Genomic DNA, 206 nt, shown 5'->3' on the forward strand with positions numbered 1-206 from the left:
GCACTCAGAGAAACCGTGGTGTTGTCGATCGAGTCGGTAATCGAAGTGACGGCCGCTTTTGGATCGGTAACCAGGTTCTCGAAGTTACCGCCTTCGGTTTTGGCGATAGTGGTGCTGACCGTGCTGCCGTTGTTATAGACGTCGTTGGCTGGTGTGTTGAACACAGTCGAGCCTGTGGTCTCACCGGCTTTAATAGTGAGCGGTGG

1 protein-coding gene is annotated in these 206 nt (G+C 54.4%); it reads right to left on the reverse strand.

All coding sequences use genetic code 11. The features are described from left to right. Positions 1 to 194 (reverse strand): immunoglobulin-like domain-containing protein (locus AOA59_RS33375; protein ID WP_371919042.1); only part of this gene is annotated, 194 nt, incomplete at its 3' end. Positions 195 to 206: the final 12 nt, after the last annotated feature.

Source organism: Pseudomonas sp. 2822-15, from assembly GCF_002742515.1.
In the GTDB taxonomy this organism is placed as follows: Bacteria; Pseudomonadota; Gammaproteobacteria; order Pseudomonadales; family Pseudomonadaceae; genus Aquipseudomonas; species Aquipseudomonas salomonii.